Raw genomic sequence first — 18,930 nt, forward strand, 5'->3', positions numbered from 1 at the left:
GCCAGCCCCGAGGAGCTGGCGTGCTGTTGTATTTCTCTACAAGCTCTGGTGTCGACTCAGTTGAACAGGCCTTGAATGGCCCCTTTCAGCTTGTCACTGGCACCTTCGCCGAGCTTGTCATCGATCTTCTTGCGGGTATCTTCGTCCAGCTTCTCATCCAGCTTCTCGGAAACCTTGTCGCCAGCCTTGCGCTTGGCCTCTTCCTTGGCAAGCTCCGCGGCGGCTGTCTGGAAGCCCTTCTGATCGAACCCACACCACTCGCCCGGCTCGCCACTCAGGCTGCCCTTGCACTGCACCGGGAAGCGCAGCTTGGTCAGGCGCGGGTTGACCTTGCAGCCAGCCACATCAGTGCCTTCAACAAAGCGTGCTGCCATCGTGTAATCAAAGGCGTCGGTCGGCAGATTGAGCTGACCCTTGCCGTCCAGTGTGATGCCCGGAATCGCCAGCGCCAGATCCTGATTGCTGATCACGCCATTGGTGACCTTGAAGCTGCCTTGGGCACGCTCCAGCGGCGTATTCGCCTTCCATTCACGCTCGGACTGCTTGCCGCTGAGCGTTGCGACCGTCGTGCACATTTCCTTCGACACGTTGACGTCGAGCACCTCGCCATTGCGAATCTCGAAGTTGCCGCTGCCGTTCAGATTACGCTTGATGCTGTCGATTTGATTGGTGCTCGTGGTGTAGTCGCCATTCAGGGAGAGACGACCACGCAGGACTTCCTTCTGCTCCGGTGCCAGCGCCTTGAGGAACGGCGCAATATCCAGATTGGTCAGTTTCTCACTGAAACTCATCGCCAGCGGCGCCTTGCGACTATCAATACGCGCATTGGCGGCCAGCGTACCGCTGTAGAGATTAGCGGTCAGGCTATCAAGCTTCTGCAGGCCCGGTTGACCAGACAGCTTGGCAGAAACCTTGTTCATCTCAAGACCAGAGGCGATCAGGGTGTTGATATCCAGCTGCCCCTGCAGACCCAACGCTTTCAGTAACGCGACCGGTAGCAATTCCGCAGTGCTTTCGGCAGCGTACGCGGGTGTGACCACTGCAAGGCCCGCCGTCTTCTTCTCGGTAGCTGGCGGCAGATAGTCATCGATATTGATCTTGTCGACATCCAGGTCGAAGGTGATCTTCGAGGCATCGAAAGACGAGCCGAGGCGGCCATTGATCGCAGTATCATCCAGCGCGACGACCAGGTTAGTCAGCTGTACCTGAGACAGGTCACCCTTGAGCGGGCTAGAGAATGCCAGCGATGTCAGTGCGCTCGACTTGGTGGTTTCTGGCGCAGTCATGCCTACACGCGTCATCCACGCCTTGGGTGACAACGGCGCCAGCTTGAACTGACCGGTGTAACTCAGCGCATCGCTGGTGACATCCTTGGCCTTCAGCGCACCACTCAGGCGCAAGTCGTTACCGGAGGTCAGCAACAGGTCATCGATATTCGCGGTGCCCGCCGCCAGATCAGCTTCAGCACCGAAGGTCGCCTTCAGCGGTAACGCCTTGTCACCCAATGCTGGCTGATCAAGAGTGGCCTCCAGCTCTGCGCCTTCTGCACGATAGAGCTGCTTGGCGGTATCGAGCGTAAGGGTGTCGATGTCCAAGGCGACTTTTTGATCTTTCTCGCCCAGTGCCGGCATGTTGGTCGTGGTATCCAGACTCACGCCGGTCAGTACGTGATGGCCTTCCTTGAGATCCAACGCGACCTCCCCATCGAGACTGATGGTGCTGTGCACCTTGGGCTCACGCCCATCGGCCACGAACGACAGTTTCACAGGGAATGCCTTGGACGGGCTGACATCGCTGGACGTCAGCGACAGCTCGTTCAGTGTCATGTCCAACCCACTGGCGGCATCCTGATAGGAAATCTGCCCGTTGGTGACCTGAATCGAAGCGATATCAAGATTGACCGACATGCCAGCCGTTCCATCCTTCACACTTTCCGCATCATCGGAGGTCGTGTCGGCAGCTTTCTCATCCGCTACCGCAATGCCCGCACTCTTGGCCGGCGGTAATGCCTTGTCGGCCGCGCCACTCTCAGCAGCATCAGAGGCGTGCTCAAGCAGGCTTTCCCAGTTGCCACGCCCCTTGGCATCGCGATTGAGCGCCAGCTTCAGGCCATCGAGAAACACCCCCTCGACTTCAACCTCGCCACTAAGCAGCGGTGCAAAGGAGACGCCTACCTCGGCGCGCTGGAATGAGGCAAAGGGCGCTTGATCACGCTGCTGCTCCGGCAGCCAGGCCTCGGCGTCTTCGACACTGACGCCCAAGCGCGGATAGAAGGACCAATCCAGCGGACCGTTCAAGGCCAGCTCAAGCCCAGCCTGGTCCTTGACCGCCTGGACGAGGCGCGGCTTGAGATCATTCGGGTTGAGGAAGGTCGTGACATAAATCACCCCCGCCACGACTACCAACGCCAGTACGCCGACGATGGCCAGCAAGGCCCTGAACAGTGCTTTCATCTGCATCCTCCCTTTGACACGATGAGAATATCTTCCCTGCCTTCACTCCAGAAGACAGTGATTGGTAAGGCAATCAGTGCTTGTTACGTCAACCAATGATGACACAGGCGGTGGACAGATCCTGCTGGCATCAGTTCCGCATGCCTCTGCTTATCGCTCAATCATGCGCCAACACGAACCCGTCACGCACAGGATCGCGTCTATACCCCAATCGAGACACCAGCAGCTCATCCGCGACTGTCAGCCCTTGGCACGGCACGATGAGCACACGTTGGGTGGCAGTGGCTTCCAGCGACATCAGTGCCATCAACCGTGTGCCAACCCCGCGCCGCCGCGTGGTCTGTCGTACACAGCAATGGCTGATTCGCCAGCACTCGCCATCGTCCTCGCATAATAGCGCACCGATATGGCGATCATTGAAGAAGGCGCTGCAGAAGCGATGGCCAGCGGCCAGACTAGCCTGAATGAAGTCATCCGGCGCTGCTGGAAGGCGCTCGACCGGCGCCTCATGGTAGATACGTGACAGATCGATGCGCACTTGCTCATCGGATTGCCAGCGCGCGTGATCGATCATCTGAAGAGTGACCGGCATGGTGAGATCCTCGCCCGCGATATGAATGCCCGCCATTGTAGCGGATGCCATGAACCTTTCTCTATAATGACAGGTCGGGCAAGCGGACTTAGCGCCGCACATGCCGCCGATCACTCGCGCCAGACAGGCCTTTTGATCACGATTTCGATTGCGACATCACATGACAACAACCACATGATGCGCACTTCCCGGCCGGACTGGACACACGCCTAGCATTCCAAAGGCCCCAGACTGCGCCCTGATGTCATCAGATCAGAAGCCACTGATGACGTCACCGACCGCTGGAGAGACATCATGGCAGAGCGTATCGCTGAAGTTCATCGCAACACCTCGGAGACCAAGATCCGGGTTCGCATCAATCTGGATGGCGAAGGCAAGCTGACCGCCAATACCGGCGTGCCCTTCCTTGAGCACATGATGGACCAGATCGCACGACATGGCGTGATCGATATCGACGTCGATTGTGATGGCGACCTGCACATCGACGACCACCACACCGTCGAAGACATCGGCATCACCCTCGGTCAGGCGTTTGCTCAGGCGCTGGGCAACAAGGCAGGCATCCGCCGTTACGGCCATGCTTACGTACCGCTCGATGAGGCACTGTCGCGTGTCGTGATCGATTTCTCCGGGCGTCCGGGCCTGTTCATGCAGTGTGAGTTCACGCGCGGCAATATCGGGCGTTTCGATACTCAGCTGTTCTGGGAGTTCTTCCAGGGCTTCGTCAATCATGCCGGTGCCACGCTGCATATCGACAACCTCAAGGGCTTCAATGCTCACCACCAGGCCGAAACCATCTTCAAGGCCTTCGGGCGTGCCGTACGCATGGCGGTGGAAGAGGACGAGCGCATGGGTGGTCGTATCGCCTCCACCAAGGGTTCGCTGTAAGCTATTGATTTGAGTGGTAGCAGCATATTGCGCTCACTCCAGCCTTCAGCTCGAACAAGCACCCAGTCCGCATGAACATCCAGTGCCGGAGCTCGCTCCGGCCTTCGGGAGAAAGACATGACGATTGCCGTCATCGACTATGGCATGGGCAACCTGCACTCTGTCGCCAAGGCGCTTGAGCATGTGGCCGACGAAAATATCGTGATTACCAGCGACCCACGCGCCATTCGCGGCGCAACCCGTGTCGTGCTGCCGGGCCAAGGCGCTATTCGCGATTGCATGGGCGAGCTTGAACGCGCGGAGCTGCGTGGTCTGGTCGACGAGCTGCTGTCCAACCACAGCAAGCCGCTGCTGGGCATCTGCGTCGGTCAGCAGATGCTGATGGAGCGTAGCGAAGAGAACGGCGGCATCGACTGTCTCGGCTATCTCAAGGGTGCCGTGAAGCGCTTCGACGACAAGCAGCTGGATGAACACGCCCAGCGCCTCAAAGTACCGCACATGGGCTGGAATCATGTCAGCCACATACAGGGGCACGCCCTGTGGGACGGTATCGAGGACAAGGCGCGTTTCTACTTCGTGCACAGCTACTACGTCTCGGCCAGCGAGCGCTCACAGGTCTTTGGCGCGACACATTACGCCGGTGCTGAAGCGCATGTCGCCATCGGCAAAGGCAGCATCTTCGCAGTGCAGTTCCACCCGGAGAAGAGTGCGGCCGCCGGCCTCAAGCTACTCGAGAACTTCGTCCGCTGGCAGCCCTGAGGGCTGGCCCGCATGACACCTGCTCAACCGCATGATGCAGCGATGGCGTAATGGCACACGCTGCACCATCGACGACAATTCAGGCGTGCCAAGACACGCCGAGAGGACACCCGACATGCTGGTAATCCCCGCGATCGATCTCAAGGACGGTCAGTGCGTGCGCCTGAAACAGGGCCGCATGGAAGACTCCACCAACTACGGCGATGACCCCCTGGCCATGGCCGCGCGCTGGGTCGAGGCCGGTGGTCGCCGCCTGCATCTGGTCGATCTCAACGGTGCCTTCGAAGGCAAGCCGGTCAATGGTGACGCCGTGACACGCATCGCCCGCGCCTATCCGGAGCTGCCGATCCAGATCGGCGGTGGCATCCGTGATGCCGCGACCATCGAGCACTATCTGGAAGCCGGCGTCGGTCAGGTCATCATCGGTACCAAGGCCGTGAAAGAACCAGCTTTCGTCGCTGAGATGTGCCGCGCCTTCCCGGGCCGCATCATCGTGGGCCTGGATGCACGTGATGGCTTCGTCGCGACCGATGGCTGGGCTGAAGTCTCCACCATCAAGGCGACTGAACTGGCCAAGCGTTTCGCCAACGATGGTGTGTCCTCCATCGTCTACACCGATATCGCACGCGATGGCATGATGCAGGGCGTCAACATCGAGGCCACCGTGGCACTGGCTCTCGCCGGCGGCATTCCGGTGATCGCCTCGGGTGGCGTGACCAATCTGGATGACATCCGTGGTCTGGCGGAAGTCGCTGATCAGGGTATTCTCGGCGCCATCACGGGTCGTGCCATCTACGAAGGCAGCCTGGATATCGCGGAAGCGCAGGCACTGTCTGACTCGATCACTGGCCGCAAGGCCTGAGGGGAGCGATCCATGGCACTCGCCAAACGCATCATCCCGTGTCTGGACGTCGACGCCGGGCGCGTCGTCAAAGGCGTCAACTTCGTTGGCATTCGTGATGCCGGTGATCCGGTCGAGGTCGCCAAGCGCTACAACGAGCAAGGCGCCGACGAGATCACCTTCCTCGATATAACCGCCAGCGTCGACAACCGTGGCACCACGGTCGACATGGTGTCGCGCATCGCCGGTGAGGTGTTCATCCCGCTGACGGTCGGCGGTGGCATCCGCACCTGTGAAGATATTCGCACCATGCTGAATGCGGGCGCGGACAAGGTCTCCATCAATACGGCGGCCGTGTTCAATCCGGACTTCGTGCGTGAAGCGGCGGACCGCTTCGGCAGCCAGTGCATCGTGGTTGCCATCGATGCCAAGTGCGTTAGTGAAGACGGCGAGACGCCGCGTTGGGAAATCTTCACCCACGGTGGCCGCAAGCCGACCGGACTCGACGCTGTCGAGTGGGCGAAGAAGATGGTCGAGTTGGGCGCTGGTGAGCTACTGCTGACCAGCATGGATCGCGACGGCACCAAGGCCGGCTTCGATCTCGGCGTGACGCGTGCCATCTCCGACGCCGTCAGCGTGCCCGTCATCGCCTCCGGTGGCGTCGGCACCCTCGACCATCTGGTGGATGGCGTGCTCAAGGGCGGCGCGGATGCGGTGCTGGCCGCCAGCATCTTCCACTTCGCCGAGTACACGATTCCGCAAGCCAAGGCCTACATGGCCGAGCGCGGCATCGAGATGCGCCTGTAACCAGTCAGCTATGCACTGTTGTCGTACCCGAAATACAAAACGCCGTCGACTCTCGCAAGGGAGCGGCGGCGTTTTGTATTACATATCATGCCCTCATGCGACGAATGAGGAGGATGGGGCATAACCTCAGGCACGACCGCATTCAAGTGACGTAACCTGCTTTTGCCAGCGGCTTGAGTGCCTGTGCCAGCCGCTGTTCCGCCAGTGCCATGACCGCGCTGACCAGATGCGCCTCGCTTTCACGCGGTATCACCCGCTCACCGACCCACAGCGCCAGCTCGGCCAGATCATGTTGATTGCCCAAGCGCGAGGCAGCCTTATCAAGCAGTGCCGACTCTCGACGACGGCCATGAGTCGGTACTTCAAACTGCGCAAGCGTGGCATCACCGAAGGCAGCATCCGCAAGTTTGAGCTGGAACATGCGGTACTTCACCCACTTGCGCAGTCGGTGGGAGGCCTCGACCTCGCGTGTTTTCACGACTTGCGCCGCAAGTCTGGCAACCCGTTCGCGACTGAATGCGAGCCCAGCCTCGAGTTCCACATACATCAGAGGCATCTCGCGCCAAGCGGACTGCTCCTGTGCCAGCAGCCTCAGGAGCGGCGCATGCTGAAGTTTGGCCGGTGGTTCGTCCAACATCGCTGCCGTGAGCCCCGGCCTCAGCGCATCTAACAAACGCTGACTGTGCGCATCTACCCAACCATAAGCGCGCGCATGCGTCTTGCGCAGCATCTGTGCTTCACGTGGCCCAGCGAGTGCCTTGGCAATGTCGCGTGGGCGCGCCTGATGCTCACTGACCAACTGCTTGCCTAACGAGGCGCGCCGCAGCTGCCATCCGCTGCGCAAAGACTTGCAGTCAACACGTAGTGCATGAATGTCTTCGCCGCTTAGAGTGGGTTGCTCCAGACGCGCCTGCATGCTCTCAAGCCGTGCGGTGATCACTTCTGCCAGCAGAGTGGCCGGTGAAAACTGCTTGCGACCTTCGGTTCCGTCGACCATTCAAGCTCTCCCGCTGCAGATGCCAACCTGGTGAGCTGGTGAGAGTCACCAGCTCAGGAATGACCGCCAGCACGGGTCTCTCGCTCACCCGTCGCGTGGTCACTCCTGCAAGGATAGTCCGAGGTTGCTGACATCTTCATTACGGCCCAGCTGCTTGAGTGCTCGCCAGTCATCGCGTTCGAGGCGTGGCGCCTCCACGCTTTCCAGCACCGTATCCTGAAAATCACGTTCATCCTCCATCAGCGGATGTTCACGGATAAGCGCCTCCAGTGCCTCCTGCTCCACTCCTTCTCCGGCCTGCAGATCGATCAACGCGCGAACGCCATCAGCAGACAAACGACTGATCTTGAGTGCAGCCTCTGGTTCCTCACTGACCAGTACATCAATACAGGCTGTCAGCGCCATGACGGCTTCCAATGCACGGCGTGCGCCAAAGCTCTCATCAGCTTCCTCAGGCTCGAAGGCAGCGACTTTTTCAGCCTGCAGAGAGAAATCGATCTTCGCTTCTCGTACCCGCAGCTGCTCCCACACCAGATCCAGCAGCTTGCGTAGCTCACGGGTGGCTTCCAGTGCGCTGGCAGTGCCATTGGCCTCGGCGTAGAAACCGGCATTCGGTAGCAGGCGCTCAGTCAGAGCCGCCATGAAGGCAGTACGCCGCATAGGAGCAAGTGCATCGAGTCGGGTACGGAAACCGGGGACAGGCTGAGTCATGAGTATTCTCTTATCTCATCGAAAAAATCGGCAAAGACACCTGCGCAGCAGATGGCCAAACATATAAACAGGATATAACACTGCGCCGGTAACAACGTACGAAGCATTAACCAGCATCCCGACTCAGGGCCACAGGCACTCTCGTGGCACGCGGCCAACGGCATCAAACAAAATGCCTTCACTACGCAGTTTCGCACGCTGGTTCACCGCGCCACCGTGATCGGTCACTTTCAGCGACGCGTTGATCACCCGATGCCAGGGAAGCTCATGCCCATCGGGCAGATGGCGCATGGCTGACCCGACCATGCGGGCGGTCGCGCCTTCAGTCATCTTGGCGATTCGCCCATAGGTGGTAATCCGCCCATCGGGAATCTGGGCTACCACGGTGTAGATCTGCTCCAGCAGTTCGGCACGCATCGCGCTCTCCGCAGTCATGGTTCATGAAGCCCAAGCAAGGCAGCAAGGTCTCAAGCAGTGGATTGCCAAGTAAATGGCTAGCATGCCGCCAGCATATCCCTGGTGTCATAGTCCCTCTTTACGCTGCCGAGCGGCTCACGCATGATGTTGTCATGCACCTCTACTTCATACATCAGGGTCAGACCCCTGTTCGCCCGGATACTGCGCCTGTCGATGCCCAGACGATGGTGCATGGCTGGCAGGACCCAGTACGTCTGAGCGATTGGCTAACGGGCATGGGCCATAGTCATAACAGCAGCTTCCCGATGGAAGGAGAAGCCCTGCCCGGCATCGATGATTTCGAAGCACTGGTTATTCTAGATGGTCCACAGCGGCTGTCATTGTCAGAAGAGAACCAACCCGCTGCCACACGTCAGGCGCTACGCCTGCAACGTAAGCTGATTCGCCGTGCGCTCAATAGCAATCGTCCAATATTGGGTATCGGCTTGGGCGCCCGTCTGATTGCCGAGCAGCTAGGCGCTATCGTATCGCCAGCGGTGGTTCCCCAGCGCGGCTGGGTATCATTGACGCGCAGCAACGAATGCCCGCTGGGCCTGCCTGTAGAGTTTGAGGCACTAGTGTGGCATGAGGAAATCTGTGGTCTACCGGAAGACTGTGAGCTACTCGCCAGCGGCGAACATACGCCGATAGCCGGCTTCTGCTGGGATGGGGGGCGTGTCGTGGCACTAAACTTTCACCCGAATCTTGATGCAGCTGCCACCGCTAGCCGCCTCGAAGAGCGCCCAGCCCCCGCGCAAGGTAGCGGTGTGCAATCTGGCGAAGCACTACTCGCGGACCCCAAGCGCTTCGATCATCAGGCGGCCTTGCTTGACCGCCTGATGCTGGACTGGCTAAGCAGCTGAAATAGATACCAGAGCGTTGGCTGTCTCAGCGCTGCCAGCGGTGAGTGGCGCTCCACTCACGGGCGAAGGCGAGGCTATTACCCCAATCGCCAACGTGCAGGAAGGTGCGCTCATGCTTCTCGAGCTGATAGCGATACATGGGGTCGTAGTATTCGCTCAGCAGTGGTGCCAGCCAGGCTTCATGGGCAGAGGCATTGCCGCGCTTGTGCTCGCTGAAGGCAATCTCCTGCATACGCACCAGTCGCGCTAATCGTGCACTTCCCAAGCGCTTGCGCAGCCGTAGCAGTGCCTGACGTAGCTGACGCTGCATCAGCGCCCAGCCCAGAAAATCGCCGTAGTGGCTGCTATAAATTGCCCACAACCCCTCGATGTAATCCTTTTGAATCTGCACCAGGCGCCAGTCGAGCGGCATCTCGACACGAATCAACGGGGCTTGCTCCATGGCACGCCAAGCCGTCAGTGGAATATTGACGCTGCCAATAAAGCGCGATTCGTCTTCCATCACGCTGGGAGCATCCGGTGCCAATTGAAGCATGTCGGCCCCAAGCCGATGTTCAAAGTCGATCTGACTGGGCGCCGGGAACGGATGGCGACCAAAGGCAGAGCCCTTGTGGCGCGCGCACCCTTCCAGATCAACGCCGTTATCCAGAGCATGTATCAGCTCAGTCTTGGCACAGCCGGTCAGCCCGCCGATCAGCAGCATCGGCGCTTGCTCAACCCGCTCGTCGATCATCTGACAAACTTGATGGCGCATGGCCTTCCAACCGCCCGCGATGCGCGGCCGCTCGACACCGGCCTCTTTCAGCCATTGCTGACTGAGCTGCGAGCGCATGCCGCCGCGGAAGCAATAAAGGATAGCGTCGGGATGCTGTTCGACATACTCGACCCAGGCGCGAATACGGGCTTTCTTGATGCCACCGCTCACCAGCTGATGTCCCAGATGCACCGCCGATTCTGGCCCGACCTGCTTGTATTGCAAGCCAACCTGGTGACGTTCCTCGTCATCCATCAGTGGCAGATTGACGGCGCCCGGCAGGGCGCCAGCGGCGAACTCGACCGGCGCACGCACATCTATCAGCGGGCGGCCGTCACGTAGCAGGTCACAGCTGGCCGCAACGGTGGGCAGGCTCATGGGCATCTCTCGACTAGCAGGCAGGAATGAGGTGATGACCAGCAGGTAAATCACTGACGCATCAATGCTCACTATTCTATCGCATGCGTGCGACGGCCCCCAGCCTTGCCACCCACCTCTCCCGAATCATGTCTCTCACGCCAGTGGCGGCGTCAACCGCACACCCTGCCCTGGCCCCATACCAGCAGGACCAAACAACTGACAATCTGCACACTCGGCGGGGTCACCATCATGGCCACGATGTGCTTCAGCGACAGATTCGCGTAGCGCAACAATCGCCGCTTCGGCGGTATGAAAATACTGCTCGCGCCCGATTCGCTCAAGGAAGCCGCCGCGCTCCATCACTTCCAATGCATACTTTCGGAAACCACACATACTGAGGCTGCCGCCGTTATCACGCAGGCGTTGTTGCTCGATCTCCAGCATTTCAGCACCCGCAATATCGATGAAATTACAGCCAGTGCCGAGCAGAATGACGTGCTTGCCGTTATAGCGTGCCAGCTTGCTCTGCACGTGATCCACGGCACCAAAGAAGAGCGAACCATCAACACGCAGAATGACGACTTCTCGACATTGGGTGAGCTGATAACGCTCAGCGTTGCGCACGCCCAACTCAGGGTGCTCAGGATCTGGTGCCATTTCTACCAACCGCGGTCGTGAGGTGCGGTTGAGATAGAGCACCAGTGACACCAGCACGCCGGCAAAGATGGCAAATTCGAGTGGTAACAGCAGCGTGGCAAGGAAGGTGATGACCAATATCACCGCCTCTTCGTGACTGACGGCCAGAATCTGGCGAATATGACTGAATTCAATCAGGTTGGCGGCAATCACCATGATCAGCCCTGCCATGGCCGGCAACGGCAGCCAGGCAGTCACGTCAGGCACCAACAGGAGTACCGCCAGCACGATCAGCGCCGCCACGATGACCGACAATGGTGTGCGTGCGCCGGCATCATAATTGGCGCCGGAACGCGTAAAGGAACCAGAACCCGCAAAACATGAGAAGAAGCTGCCCACCAGATTCGATAAGCCCTGGCCGATAAACTCCTGATTACCGTCGATGCGCTGATGCGAACGTACGCCGATGGCTCGTGCGATAGAGACCGCTTCGATCAGCCCGAGCACTGCCAATGCGAAAGCGGCACCGCCCAACGAACGCAGGGTGTCAAAGCCCAGCGGTGGCAGTGAGAGCGGCGGCAAGCTGCCGGATAGCGCACCCACCATCGGAATGCCCGCCCCACTGCCGCCCAATAGCGCGGCAACGCCACAGCCGACCGCCATTGCCACCAGCATCCACGGCAAGCGTCGATTGATACGCCTTACCAGCACAGCGACCAGTAGCGTACTCATCCCCGTCGCCAGCGTGGCCCACGATGTCTCGCTCAGATGACCGAACAGCGTCCACCAGGTACCGAGAAAGCTGGTGGCATCGCCTAACTCAATTCCGAACAGATGCCTGAGCTGGCTGGTCGCGATCAACACTCCTGCTCCCGCCGTGAAACCTATCACTACGGTATGCGAGATGAGATTGACCAGCGCCCCCATGCGCAGCAGGCCCAGCGATAGCTGAATGAGGCCCACCATGAAGGTCAGCGCGAGCACCAACGGCAAATACTCGGGGCTCCCCGGTGCGGCTAGTGTCGAGACAGTGCCAAATACCACCATCGAGATCGCCGCTGCAGGGCCGCTGACCATATGCCGCGAGCTACCGAACAGTCCGGCGATGACCGCCACCACGATGGCAGCATAAAGACCATACGCGGGCGGCAGGCCCGCGATCAGCGCGTAAGCCACACCTTGCGGCAGCACCAACACTGCACCGCTCACGCCGGCGATCAGGTCAGCACGCGCATCTCTTGGCGACATACTCTTGAGCCAACCAAGAAAGGGTAGCATGCGCGTGACTCGGTAAACGGTCGCGCTGCTGGTATCACTAGACGGTGTCGGAGAAGAAGCGGACAAGGAATATCTCCGTGGTAGCACAGGGAAAGAGGTCGCCCAGGAAGAGGCGATGAAAACTCATGAGTACTCATGCCATGTGGCTAACGCCATTGGTTACAAGTTTATCGCTGAATACACTAATGAAACAGCGCATGACCGAACTGGACTATCATCGACGACGACACACGGCCACACATTCCAGAAAGCACCTGCCGCAAAGACATCCGACACATCTGGACTGGCCATGCCGAGCCTGAGCAGTGACAATGCAGTCCCTGACACCGCCCCGGAGCCTGACGCCATGAGCGCCGATCATACGTCCGCAGATACAATGCCTACCGATACGACGACCGGCTACACACCGCCTCTCGAGACCAGCGAAGATGCGGCCATCGACGCCACACGTCAGTGGGTCGAAACCCATATCGTCGCCGACAACCTGTGTCCGTTTGCAGCGCGCGAGATGGCGCGTAATAGCATCCAGTACGCGGTAGTGCCCGGCGCCGGGCTGGAACGCTGCTTGCAGGCGTTGGGGGATGAGCTTCTGAATCTCGATGCTCACCGCGAGGCAGAGACGACCTTGGTGATCTTCAAGGATGGCTTCCGCGATTTCGATGCGTATCTCGAACTCCTGGACTATGCCGAAGCACTGCTGGAAATGCAGGGTTACGAGGGCATCTATCAGTTGGCCAGCTTCCATCCCGACTATGTATTCGAGGATACTGAGGAAGACGATGCGGCCAACTATACCAACCGTTCACCCTATCCGATGCTGCACCTGCTACGCGAAAGTTCAGTCGAAGCGGCCATCAATGCCTATTCCGGCGATGTCGAAGAAGTGCCAGCACGTAATGAAGCACTGATGCGCGAACGTGGTGTCGAGGCGCTGGTCACTCGCCTCAAGGCTTGCGCGCATGCCAACAAGAAAGACGCCGCGCAAGACTGATCAAAACCATCGACTCGACCGGTTCATCACGCGCCACCTCATCATGCAATATGTCAGCGCATCAGGGCTCGACGCTCAAACCCAAAGCTCAGATTGAAAAACAGAAGGCCAGCCTTGCGGCTGGCCTTCTGTTTTTCAATCGACGTTGTCTGTCCCATGACGACTGAAAGACGCTCTCTGATCATACGCGATTACAACGCCTCGAGCGCTTGAGACAGCTTGTCCACCGCGATCACCGTCATGCCTTTCGGCGCTTGCTTGGGCGCATTGCCCTTCGGGACGATAGCGCGAGTGAAGCCGTGTTTGGCGGCCTCGATGATACGCTCTTGCCCACTCGGGACCGGGCGAATCTCGCCCGACAACCCCACCTCCCCAAAGACCACCAATTCTCGTGGCAACGGGCGATTCTGCAAGCTGGATACCACCGCACACAGCACTGCAAGGTCGGCACTCGTCTCCAGAACCTTGACCCCACCCACCACATTCAGGAAAACGTCCTGGTCGCCTGTGAACAGCCCACCATGCTTGTTCAGTACGGCTAGCAGCATCGACAGACGGTTACCATCGAGACCCACCGCTACGCGACGTGGGTTGCCTAGCGCCGAGTCATCAAGCAGCGCCTGCACTTCGATAAGAATCGGCCGTGTGCCCTCCCAGACCACCATCACCAGGCTGCCGGAGGCTTGTTCCTCATTGCGCGACAGAAAGATGGCGCTGGGATTTTTCACCTCTTTCAGGCCATGCTCAACCATGGCGAAAACACCTAGCTCGTTGACCGCGCCAAAACGGTTCTTCTGGCCACGCAAGGTACGAAAGCGTGAATCACCGTCCCCCTCCAGCAGCAGCGAAGCATCGATCATGTGCTCCAGTACCTTAGGGCCAGCCAGAGAGCCATCCTTGGTGACATGCCCGACCAATAGCAGCACGGTATTAGTCCGCTTGGCGAAGCGCGTCAGTGCTGCTGCGGACTCGCGCACCTGTGAGACACCACCCGGCGCTGAAGACAAGTCCTCCATGTGCATGGTCTGAATGGAGTCGATGATCAGCACTTCAGGTTTCTCACGCTCAGCGGTCGCCAGGATGATCTCGACACTGGTCTCTGCCAGCATCTTCAGCCCTTGCATCGGTAACTGCAGACGATGAGCACGCATCGCGACCTGAGACAGCGATTCTTCACCAGTGACGTAGAGCGAACGCTTGTTCTGTGCCAGCTTGCAAGCGGTTTGCAGCAGCAGTGTCGACTTGCCTGCCCCAGGATGGCCACCCAACAGCACTGCAGAACCCGGTACCAGTCCGCCACCAAGTACGCGATCAAACTCACCAAAGGTGGAGGAGAAGCGCGGCACCTCAGACAGCGACACATTGGAGAGGTCCGTCACGTTGTCACTCAGTGTGCCGGCATAACCTCCGCGAGCAGGTGTCGCGCGTGCAGTGCCAGCAATACTACTGCCTGCTACTGGCGCAGCACCGGGTAGCACTGATGCGCCGACCCGGATTTCCTGCAGGGTATTCCATTCACGGCAGCCGCTACACTGACCCTGCCATTTTGAGCACTCGACACCGCACTCGGTGCACACGAAGGCGCTTTTTGCTTTCGCCATGGGGCAATCCTGTCAGGAAGAGAGAAATCAGAGGGAGGCATCATCCGGTGATACAGATCAGCTTGCACACGACCAAACGCCAGACACAAGGAAGGCGGCTTGCGCCGCCTTCCTTGTGTCTATAGCTCTGGTGCCTATAGCCCTGAGCCTATAGCAGCCACTTGGCTCATGGCATGATCACTGGCGCTCGAGACGCAGCGTTTCACCATTCTGGAAGCGACGCTTCTGCGGGTCGACCAGTTCCAGAGTCTGAGCATCCAGACGCAGGAAATAGTAAGTCTGGCCTTCACCGGACGGTGTCAGCTCATAGACGGTCGCATCGGGGTCGGTCACAGTACCGGACAGTACATCCCACTGACCTTCGTAATGCTCCGGAGCAGGCTGCTGCGGATGATCACGATAGGTCGCATCGAGACTGAAAGTACGCTGATCTTCCGGGGCCGCTTCAGCACCCTTGAGACGCACATCGAGATCAATGCCCGTGCAACGACGACACGGCAGGGTGCCCTTGTAGACGGCAACCTGCTCGTTGGCTGTCTCGGCGGCGGTGCTCTCGGCGGCACCATCATTGGTCGGGGCCGTTGACGCACACCCGGCGAGACCGACCATCAGCGCGGCTCCCACCATCAGAGTCCTGATCTGCATTGAATCCTCCTTAAGGCGATGACCCGGTATCAGCGTCGCCGATACCGGCGGCGAGCAGCCTAACGATGAAAAAGAGAGACTGCCCGCAAGCTTCCACGCTCAAGAATAGCGGGAATCGCCCCTGCGAGGCCACCCCCGAACGACACAGAACGTATTTATCAAACACCATTCGCTATTCGGTAGCGGCTTCACGCATGGCGATCATGTCCGTTATCCAGAAACGGATAGTCGGTGTAACCCTTGGCCTCGCCGCCGTAGAAGGTGTCCGGATCCTGCTCGTTGAGCGGAGCCCCGAGACGCATACGCTCAACCAGATCAGGGTTGGCGATGTAAGGGCGCCCCATGGCAACGGCGTCAGCAATGCCTTCCTGGATGATTCGGGCTGCTCGCTCACCGTCGTAATGACCACAGAAGATCAACGCTCCCTTGACGCGCGCGCGCAAGGCACGGCGGAAGTCGTCGCTGAACTTGATGTCGCCACCCGCCCAGTCCGGCTCATTGACGTGCACATAGGCAATGCCGCGCATGGAGAGTTGATCAGCCATATAGAAGGCCATCTCTTCAGGCTCGTCATCGGTCAAGCCAAATATCTCGATGAACGGTGTCAGGCGAATACCCGTACGCTCAGGGCCGAACACTTCAGCGACGGCATCGACCACCTCTAGCGTCAGACGGGCACGATTCTCGACCGAACCACCATATTGATCGGTGCGCTGGTTGGTGCCGGTAGCCATGAACTGATTGAGCAGATAGGCGTTGGCAGCATGCACCTCAACCATATCAAAGCCGGCACGCTTGGCACGCACGGCAGCTTGGCGATAATCCTCGATGATGCCAGCGATCTCAGCGGTCTCCAGTGCACGCGGAGTACTGGTCGGATGACGACCACTGGTGCCATCCTCGAACTCGACGAAACACTGGGCCCCTTCGCCCTTGAGTGCACTCGGTGCGACCGGCGGCTGGCCATCCGGTTGTACCATCTCATGCGAGACACGCCCCACGTGCCAAAGCTGAAGCGCCATGCGTCCACCTTTGGCATGTACAGACTCAACGACCCCCTTCCAGCCCGCTTCCTGTTCATCTGTCCAAATACCGGGCGTATAGACGTAGCCCCGCGCTGTCGGTGAGATGTTGGTCGCCTCACTGATGATCAGACCCGCACCAGCGCGCTGACCGTAATAGACTTCCTGCAGCTTGCCCGGAATGCTGTCCGGCGTACGCGCACGCGTGAGAGGTGCCATCAGGATACGATTAGGCAAGCTCAGATCACCCAGCGTAACTGGATCGAGCAGCGTTGCGGCGGTCGTGGTGGTATCAGATGTCGTGGTATCGGTCATGCGGCACTCCTTCAATGACGGTCAACATGCGGTCTACCTGATGGCAGACCGCAATGTGGTTACCCGTGAGATGCGGTGAAGGCACCCAGACTTCAAGCATCATCGAGTGCACGGGAATAATGCTGAGGTGGCAACAATCTCATCTATCGCCATCGCTGACGTACTCAGCCTCACTCGCCCCATGAGGACAGTCGCTGCGCTTGTGCCTCGCCTGTCCAGCGGGCAACATGAAAGCATCCCATGACAAAGATCATGCACTGTCACTAGCGGCGAGAAACCATGAGCAAGTACTGGAGCCCACAGGTCCACGACCTGACCCCATATGTCCCCGGCGAGCAACCGCGAGAGCAGCTGATAAAGCTGAACACCAACGAGAACCCCTATCCACCGGCCCCAGCAGTAGAGCAGGTGTTACGTGAGTTCAATGCCTCTGACCTGCGACGCTATCCGGATCCGAGTTCTACCTCGCTGCGTGAATCGCTTGCCACTACTTTCAATGTCACGCTTGGCGAGGTCTTCGTCGGCAATGGTTCCGATGAAGTCCTGGCACTGGCCTTTCAGGCATTCTTTCGCCAGAACAAGCCATTGCTGCTACCTGAAATCAGCTACAGCTTCTATCCCGTTTATTGCCGCATGTACGGCATTGCGTCACAAAGCGTGCCGCTGACTGACGACTGGCAGATCGATCTGGAAGCCTTCGGCAACGACAATGGCGGTATCATCTTCGCCAACCCGAATGCACCGACGGGCCATGGTCATGGTCGTAAAGCGATTGCCGCATTATTAGAACGCAATCCGCACAGCGTTGTACTGGTTGATGAAGCCTACGTGGACTTTGGTGGCGAAAGTGCCGTACCGCTGATCCATCAGTATCCGAACCTGGTCGTGACAGGTACCTTCTCAAAATCACGTAGTCTCGCCGGCATTCGCCTCGGCTACGCGGTAGCATCACGCGAGCTCATCGAAGGATTGGAGCGCATCAAGGACTCTTTCAACTCCTACCCGATCGATCGTCTCGCTGAACAGATCGGTATTGCAGCCCTCAGCGACCCAAGCTATTTCGACGAATGCCGCACCAGAGTTATCACGACACGTGAGCAGACACGCGATCGCATGGTGGCGCTAGGCTTCGAGATCCTGCCCTCCCAGACCAACTTCGTGCTGGCCAAGCATCTGACACACGATGCTGGTGAACTATTCATCGGACTACGTGAGCACGGCATTCTCGTTCGCCACTTCAATACTGATGCCCTGCGTGACTATCTGCGTATCAGCATCGGGACCGATGCTGAGATGGATAGTCTGATCGAAGCCCTTGAATGCCTGTGCAGCTAGAATACGACGCACTGCTTCTCAACGACAGAAGGCGCCCCATTGGGCGCCTTCTGTCGTTGAATTCTGCCTCCATCGTATAGGAGACTGCCATGACAGCTCGTATGCCTCTATCACATGTGCACCATGTGGCATTGATCACTGCTGATTACTCTCGGGCCAAACGCTTTTACCTGGAAGTGATGGACGCTGAGATTCTGGGTGAGGTTTACCGAAAAGCACGCGATAGCTACAAGCTCGATTTGTGCCTGCCGGGAGGCATTCAGCTCGAGCTGTTCTCCTTCCCTTCTCCTCCTCCCCGCCCTAGCTACCCCGAAGCGTGTGGCCTTCGCCATCTGGCATTGGCAACGGCAGACATAGATACCTGTGTGGCACTGCTGATAGCCCGTGGTGCTTCTCCTGAGCCTATCCGTATTGATGAATATACTGGGGCACGCTTTACCTTTCTGGCCGACCCAGATGGCACACCTATCGAGCTCTATGAGGTCCGTGCGTAATAACACTGGGATACGAGCCTTATAAACACGAACGCCCCTATCGCAGTGGCGACAGGGGCGGTGTATCACGAAAGCATTCAGGTGCACTCGCGTTCAGTACTCTTGCTCGGTCTGGCGTGTTCCTGCGCACTG

Annotated in this window: 18 protein-coding genes; 8 read left to right on the forward strand and 10 right to left on the reverse strand. The window is 58.9% G+C overall.

Annotation, left to right across the window (positions count from 1 at the left end):
- Nucleotides 1–56: 56 nt before the first annotated feature.
- Nucleotides 57–2,453, reverse strand: coding sequence for an AsmA family protein (locus CFN46_RS08425; RefSeq protein WP_024953056.1), 2,397 nt, complete (start codon nucleotides 2,451–2,453; stop codon nucleotides 57–59).
- 157 nt (nucleotides 2,454–2,610) lie between these two features.
- Nucleotides 2,611–3,096 (reverse strand): acetyl-CoA sensor PanZ family protein, encoded by a 486-nt coding sequence (locus CFN46_RS08430; protein ID WP_246116451.1) that lies wholly within the window; start codon nucleotides 3,094–3,096, stop codon nucleotides 2,611–2,613.
- 243 nt (nucleotides 3,097–3,339) lie between these two features.
- On the opposite strand from CFN46_RS08430, the gene hisB reads away from it, so the two are divergent.
- The 4 genes from hisB to hisF all read left to right on the forward strand — a co-directional run bounded on the left by hisB (nucleotide 3,340) and on the right by hisF (nucleotide 6,340).
- On the forward strand, nucleotides 3,340–3,933 hold the full coding sequence (hisB, locus tag CFN46_RS08435; RefSeq protein ID WP_024953058.1) for an imidazoleglycerol-phosphate dehydratase HisB: 594 nt from the start codon (nucleotides 3,340–3,342) through the stop codon (nucleotides 3,931–3,933).
- 117 nt (nucleotides 3,934–4,050) lie between these two features.
- Nucleotides 4,051–4,692: an imidazole glycerol phosphate synthase subunit HisH gene (hisH, locus tag CFN46_RS08440; protein ID WP_024953059.1), complete on the forward strand. Its 642-nt coding sequence runs from the start codon at nucleotides 4,051–4,053 to the stop codon at nucleotides 4,690–4,692.
- A gap of 115 nt (nucleotides 4,693–4,807) precedes the next feature.
- Nucleotides 4,808–5,554, forward strand: coding sequence for a 1-(5-phosphoribosyl)-5-[(5-phosphoribosylamino)methylideneamino]imidazole-4-carboxamide isomerase (gene hisA, locus CFN46_RS08445; RefSeq protein WP_088743222.1), 747 nt, complete (start codon nucleotides 4,808–4,810; stop codon nucleotides 5,552–5,554).
- 12 nt (nucleotides 5,555–5,566) lie between these two features.
- A complete protein-coding gene (gene hisF / locus CFN46_RS08450; protein ID WP_024953060.1) occupies nucleotides 5,567–6,340 on the forward strand; it encodes an imidazole glycerol phosphate synthase subunit HisF in 774 nt (257 codons plus the stop codon).
- 142 nt (nucleotides 6,341–6,482) lie between these two features.
- Here the strand turns inward: hisF and CFN46_RS08455 are convergent, their stop codons facing one another.
- From CFN46_RS08455 to CFN46_RS08465, 3 genes are all read right to left on the reverse strand, one after another.
- Nucleotides 6,483–7,337, reverse strand: a complete 855-nt coding sequence (locus CFN46_RS08455) for a CHAD domain-containing protein (protein ID WP_088743223.1) — start codon at nucleotides 7,335–7,337, stop codon at nucleotides 6,483–6,485.
- A gap of 99 nt (nucleotides 7,338–7,436) precedes the next feature.
- On the reverse strand, nucleotides 7,437–8,048 hold the full coding sequence (locus CFN46_RS08460) for a YjaG family protein (RefSeq protein WP_088743224.1): 612 nt from the start codon (nucleotides 8,046–8,048) through the stop codon (nucleotides 7,437–7,439).
- 123 nt (nucleotides 8,049–8,171) lie between these two features.
- A complete protein-coding gene (locus CFN46_RS08465) occupies nucleotides 8,172–8,465 on the reverse strand; it encodes an MGMT family protein (RefSeq protein WP_024953062.1) in 294 nt (97 codons plus the stop codon).
- Nucleotides 8,466–8,617: 152 nt separating this feature from the next.
- Between CFN46_RS08465 and CFN46_RS08470 the strand changes: the two genes are divergently transcribed.
- Nucleotides 8,618–9,367 carry a type 1 glutamine amidotransferase gene (locus CFN46_RS08470; protein WP_024953063.1) on the forward strand — a complete coding sequence of 250 codons (750 nt, stop codon included), beginning with the start codon at nucleotides 8,618–8,620 and terminating at the stop codon, nucleotides 9,365–9,367.
- 25 nt (nucleotides 9,368–9,392) lie between these two features.
- On the opposite strand, the gene mnmH is transcribed toward CFN46_RS08470, so the two are convergent.
- Both mnmH and CFN46_RS08480 read right to left on the reverse strand, forming a co-directional pair.
- The gene (mnmH, locus tag CFN46_RS08475) at nucleotides 9,393–10,499 is read right to left on the reverse strand and encodes a tRNA 2-selenouridine(34) synthase MnmH (RefSeq protein ID WP_088743259.1); all 1,107 of its coding nucleotides are present in this window, start codon (nucleotides 10,497–10,499) and stop codon (nucleotides 9,393–9,395) included.
- A gap of 135 nt (nucleotides 10,500–10,634) precedes the next feature.
- Nucleotides 10,635–12,461: a SulP family inorganic anion transporter gene (locus CFN46_RS08480; RefSeq protein ID WP_254918435.1), complete on the reverse strand. Its 1,827-nt coding sequence runs from the start codon at nucleotides 12,459–12,461 to the stop codon at nucleotides 10,635–10,637.
- A 280-nt stretch (nucleotides 12,462–12,741) separates the two neighbouring features.
- Between CFN46_RS08480 and CFN46_RS08485 the strand changes: the two genes are divergently transcribed.
- Nucleotides 12,742–13,386 carry a DUF1415 domain-containing protein gene (locus tag CFN46_RS08485; RefSeq protein ID WP_246116453.1) on the forward strand — a complete coding sequence of 215 codons (645 nt, stop codon included), beginning with the start codon at nucleotides 12,742–12,744 and terminating at the stop codon, nucleotides 13,384–13,386.
- A gap of 191 nt (nucleotides 13,387–13,577) precedes the next feature.
- On the opposite strand, the gene radA is transcribed toward CFN46_RS08485, so the two are convergent.
- The 3 genes from radA to CFN46_RS08500 form a co-directional block, all read right to left on the reverse strand.
- Entirely contained in the window at nucleotides 13,578–14,987 is a 1,410-nt protein-coding gene (radA, locus tag CFN46_RS08490; RefSeq protein ID WP_088743226.1) for a DNA repair protein RadA, read from the reverse strand.
- A gap of 177 nt (nucleotides 14,988–15,164) precedes the next feature.
- Nucleotides 15,165–15,632, reverse strand: coding sequence for a copper resistance protein NlpE N-terminal domain-containing protein (locus CFN46_RS08495; RefSeq protein WP_024953067.1), 468 nt, complete (start codon nucleotides 15,630–15,632; stop codon nucleotides 15,165–15,167).
- Between the two features lie 188 nt (nucleotides 15,633–15,820).
- Entirely contained in the window at nucleotides 15,821–16,969 is a 1,149-nt protein-coding gene (locus CFN46_RS08500; RefSeq protein WP_088743227.1) for an alkene reductase, read from the reverse strand.
- Nucleotides 16,970–17,248: 279 nt separating this feature from the next.
- On the opposite strand from CFN46_RS08500, the gene hisC reads away from it, so the two are divergent.
- Together hisC and CFN46_RS08510 are read left to right on the forward strand one after the other, a co-directional pair.
- Nucleotides 17,249–18,304: a histidinol-phosphate transaminase gene (gene hisC, locus CFN46_RS08505; protein ID WP_088743228.1), complete on the forward strand. Its 1,056-nt coding sequence runs from the start codon at nucleotides 17,249–17,251 to the stop codon at nucleotides 18,302–18,304.
- An 89-nt stretch (nucleotides 18,305–18,393) separates the two neighbouring features.
- The gene (locus CFN46_RS08510) at nucleotides 18,394–18,798 is read left to right on the forward strand and encodes a VOC family protein (RefSeq protein ID WP_176426438.1); all 405 of its coding nucleotides are present in this window, start codon (nucleotides 18,394–18,396) and stop codon (nucleotides 18,796–18,798) included.
- Nucleotides 18,799–18,930 lie beyond the last annotated feature (132 nt).

The sequence above is a fragment of the Cobetia sp. QF-1 genome, assembly GCF_002213105.1.
In the GTDB taxonomy this organism is placed as follows: domain Bacteria; phylum Pseudomonadota; class Gammaproteobacteria; order Pseudomonadales; family Halomonadaceae; genus Cobetia; species Cobetia crustatorum.

Coding starts and splice junctions, on each gene's coding strand:
- CFN46_RS08425 (WP_024953056.1), bottom strand. CDS start 2,453: ATGAAAGCACTGTTCAGGGCCTTGCTGGCCATCGTCGGCGTACTGGCG.
- CFN46_RS08430 (WP_246116451.1), bottom strand. CDS start 3,096: ATGGCATCCGCTACAATGGCGGGCATTCATATCGCGGGCGAGGATCTC.
- hisB (WP_024953058.1), top strand. CDS start 3,340: ATGGCAGAGCGTATCGCTGAAGTTCATCGCAACACCTCGGAGACCAAG.
- hisH (WP_024953059.1), top strand. CDS start 4,051: ATGACGATTGCCGTCATCGACTATGGCATGGGCAACCTGCACTCTGTC.
- hisA (WP_088743222.1), top strand. CDS start 4,808: ATGCTGGTAATCCCCGCGATCGATCTCAAGGACGGTCAGTGCGTGCGC.
- hisF (WP_024953060.1), top strand. CDS start 5,567: ATGGCACTCGCCAAACGCATCATCCCGTGTCTGGACGTCGACGCCGGG.
- CFN46_RS08455 (WP_088743223.1), bottom strand. CDS start 7,337: ATGGTCGACGGAACCGAAGGTCGCAAGCAGTTTTCACCGGCCACTCTG.
- CFN46_RS08460 (WP_088743224.1), bottom strand. CDS start 8,048: ATGACTCAGCCTGTCCCCGGTTTCCGTACCCGACTCGATGCACTTGCT.
- CFN46_RS08465 (WP_024953062.1), bottom strand. CDS start 8,465: ATGCGTGCCGAACTGCTGGAGCAGATCTACACCGTGGTAGCCCAGATT.
- CFN46_RS08470 (WP_024953063.1), top strand. CDS start 8,618: ATGCACCTCTACTTCATACATCAGGGTCAGACCCCTGTTCGCCCGGAT.
- mnmH (WP_088743259.1), bottom strand. CDS start 10,499: ATGAGCCTGCCCACCGTTGCGGCCAGCTGTGACCTGCTACGTGACGGC.
- CFN46_RS08485 (WP_246116453.1), top strand. CDS start 12,742: ATGAGCGCCGATCATACGTCCGCAGATACAATGCCTACCGATACGACG.
- radA (WP_088743226.1), bottom strand. CDS start 14,987: ATGGCGAAAGCAAAAAGCGCCTTCGTGTGCACCGAGTGCGGTGTCGAG.
- CFN46_RS08495 (WP_024953067.1), bottom strand. CDS start 15,632: ATGCAGATCAGGACTCTGATGGTGGGAGCCGCGCTGATGGTCGGTCTC.
- CFN46_RS08500 (WP_088743227.1), bottom strand. CDS start 16,969: ATGACCGATACCACGACATCTGATACCACCACGACCGCCGCAACGCTG.
- hisC (WP_088743228.1), top strand. CDS start 17,249: ATGAGCAAGTACTGGAGCCCACAGGTCCACGACCTGACCCCATATGTC.
- CFN46_RS08510 (WP_176426438.1), top strand. CDS start 18,394: ATGACAGCTCGTATGCCTCTATCACATGTGCACCATGTGGCATTGATC.